The sequence below is a fragment of the Azotobacter chroococcum genome, from assembly GCF_004339665.1.
Taxonomy (GTDB): Bacteria; Pseudomonadota; Gammaproteobacteria; order Pseudomonadales; family Pseudomonadaceae; genus Azotobacter; species Azotobacter chroococcum.
This window is the reverse complement of the sequence record NZ_SMMU01000084.1, coordinates 1-2,534: the sequence shown is the minus strand read 5'-3', so window position 1 is coordinate 2,534 and position 2,534 is coordinate 1. Positions and strand designations below refer to the sequence as shown.

The 2,534-nt window shown below is 62.0% G+C and carries 5 protein-coding genes; all 5 read right to left on the bottom strand.

The window, feature by feature from the left end; genetic code table 11:
* Positions 1-29: 29 nt before the first annotated feature.
* A complete protein-coding gene (locus tag EV691_RS23060) occupies positions 30-482 on the bottom strand; it encodes a hypothetical protein (RefSeq protein WP_131302557.1) in 453 nt (150 codons plus the stop codon).
* Complete coding sequence (locus EV691_RS23055; protein WP_131302559.1) at positions 479-694, bottom strand: hypothetical protein; 216 nt, start codon at positions 692-694, stop codon at positions 479-481. Before EV691_RS23055 ends, EV691_RS23060 begins: the two co-directional genes overlap by 4 nt.
* An 89-nt stretch (positions 695-783) precedes the next feature.
* Positions 784-1,245 (bottom strand): single-stranded DNA-binding protein, encoded by a 462-nt coding sequence (gene ssb, locus EV691_RS23050; protein WP_131302561.1) that lies wholly within the window; start codon positions 1,243-1,245, stop codon positions 784-786.
* A gap of 2 nt (positions 1,246-1,247) precedes the next feature.
* Positions 1,248-1,865 (bottom strand): lambda exonuclease family protein, encoded by a 618-nt coding sequence (locus EV691_RS23045; protein ID WP_131302563.1) that lies wholly within the window; start codon positions 1,863-1,865, stop codon positions 1,248-1,250.
* Positions 1,852-2,361 (bottom strand): hypothetical protein, encoded by a 510-nt coding sequence (locus tag EV691_RS23040; protein WP_131302565.1) that lies wholly within the window; start codon positions 2,359-2,361, stop codon positions 1,852-1,854. The genes EV691_RS23045 and EV691_RS23040 overlap by 14 nt, the downstream gene beginning before the upstream one ends.
* Positions 2,362-2,534 lie beyond the last annotated feature (173 nt).

The following is a 2,534-nucleotide window of genomic DNA, read 5'->3' as shown; positions in this document are numbered from 1 at the left end:
GGCGTGCTTGATCAGTTCGACGACGTTGCTCATGACTTCCTCCAGTCCAGCGGCTTGGTGTGGCTGCAGTGCTGGCACTTCCAGTGCCGGTGCTTGTGGTAGCCGGCGAGCCGCATCGGCTTCAGGTGGCAGCTGGGCGGCTCGACCAGCTTGATTGGCTCGGGCTGCTTTACCGGGAACGGCTTGTCCGGCTCGATGTCGAGCAGTCGGCACACGTCGTCGACGACCTGGGTGGCGTGCTTCATCACCGCGGCGTCATCCAGCTCCTTGGCCAGCCTCTTGACCTTCGATTGGTGCGGCAGGAACACGTCGCGGGCGACGCGCCGTGCAGTGGCGCGTACGGCGGCGGCCGTTCCGTGTTCCTTGAGCGCCCAGGCCATCGCCAGTGCGTAGCAGAGTGGGTTGATCTTGGCCGACCGGGCGTCCATCAGAAATGCCGGCATGGCTCCGGTGCCGGCGAGCATCTGCAGGGCTGCGCTCATGCCCGACCTCCTGCCTTCCTGATCGTCGGCGCGGGCCGGCGCTTGAGACGGGTTTCCGGATCGATCTTGCTGCGGCGCGGCGGCATGGGCTTAGGCCCGTAGCCGGGCAGCTCGGAAACGGGACCGCCTGATTTGGTGTGCTGGTCCATGAGCCGGGCAAGCCGCTGCCTGTCCGCCTCTTTGCTGGGCAGAGTGTTGATTGCGTCGTACATGGGATATCCGAGGCCGGGCAGCGCCGGCAGCTGGTGAGGCGAGAAGGGCGCTCAGAGGCGCCCCTGCGGCTGGTCAGTAGTGGTATGACCTAGAAGGGGATTTCATCGTCGAAAGGGTCTGGCGTCGAAGCCTGCTGGCTTTGCTGGCCCTGCTGCTCATCGCTCGGCTTGCGAGGCTGCTGCTGTTGTGGTGGCAAGCCACCCTCTTGCTTGCCGCCGAGCATCTGCATAGAGCCTTCGACGCCCACCAGAATCTCAGTGGTATAGCGCTTGATGCCATCCTTCTCCCACTCCCGAGTGCGCAGCTTGCCCTCAATGTAGAGCTGCTGCCCCTTGGTGACGTACTGTCCAACGATCTCGGCCAGCTTCCCGCTGAAAACTACGCGGTGCCATTCGGTGCGCTCCTGCTGCTGCCCAGTCTGCTTGTCCTTCCAGCTTTCGGATGTCGCCAGGGTGATGTTGGCGAAGGCGGTGCCGTTCTGGCTGTAGCGAACCTCGGGGTCGCCGCCTACGTTGCCGATCAGCATGACTTTGTTGAGTCCGCGTGCCATATCTACCTCGGAATGCTGTCCAGTGTTTTGTTTACCAGGGCAAGGAATTTATCTCGCCGCGCCCTGAGCCGTTCGATCTCTTCGGCGAAGTCACTCCGATGCAGGCGGTGAACGATCAACTGGCCCGCCTCGGGGAACTCTGAGCAGTAGCTGACAAAGTCGACCCATTGGCGGCTAGTACAGTCTAGGTGCCCAATCAACTGCCAGCGGTAGGCAGGATCGAACGAGCCGCGCTTGAGGGTGGCGAAGTGGACTGCGGCAGTGACGGACTTGATCTCTATCACCCCGTCTTCGCCGATCAGACCGTCAGGTGAGTCTCCGTATGTGCCGTGATCGAAGAAGCCCCCGTTCGTCACGTCGACGAAGTGCTCTTCCTCGTACAGCATTCGGGCAACAGGCTCCTGCTCGTGGCCGCGGTCGGTGTGGTCATTCTTGAAACTGAACTCCGCCTTCCTTCCGGTCGCTATCTCCAGAGCGATCTGCAGCGCATACTTCTTCGCCGGGTCTCCGAAAGCGTTTCCATCGTTTGCCATGATGGTCCCGAAGTTAGACGCTGTGGCTTTTCCTACCCGCAGCGCCTCCCAGACTTCGCTGTTCTGGGGCACGTCATGCCACTTCACGCTGGCATTCCTCGATCAGCAGGGCCTGGTTCTCTTCGCTCATTTCCGCCCTGGCCAGCACGGCATCGAGGTTTCCGTCGCGCCGATAGGCCAGCTTGGCGTTTTCCCATGCCTTGGTGCACGGCTCGATCCGGCGACCAACCGGCGCGTGAGGGCTGATGCGCAGCCCTTCTGTCACTTCCTTGCCGAATCGCACGTTCTGGTCGACGTAGATTGTCACCCTGACGTTCTGCCAGTCCTCGAGGAACGCAGAGCCGGTCAGCGCCCGAAGTGTCTTGCTGTTCGTAGCGTTGAGGATCATTGGCTTGAGCGGCTCTCCCGGGCGAATCTCACGCTCGACGAAGTGCGCGGTGTTGAACACGTCCTTGGTCTTCTTCGTGCGGTCAGGCTCCAGGCCGACGCGCTTGATGGTCAGGACGGTCGGCTCTACAAGGTCAGCGCTGCTCAGGTAGGGGGAGTCGAACGCTTTGCGGTAGTGGGTCTTGGTTTCAGTCATGTCTTTCTCCTGCGCACGCCAATCCCTGCGGCGTGCGCATCTGGTGAGGTTTGAAGGGTTCAGCAGACCGGGCGGGTCTGCTCGATCATCAGGACGATAGTGAGGACGACGCAGACGTCGATCAGGATCAGGCGAGCGATGAAGGCGCGCTTCTTGGCGCGGTAGCTGCTCAT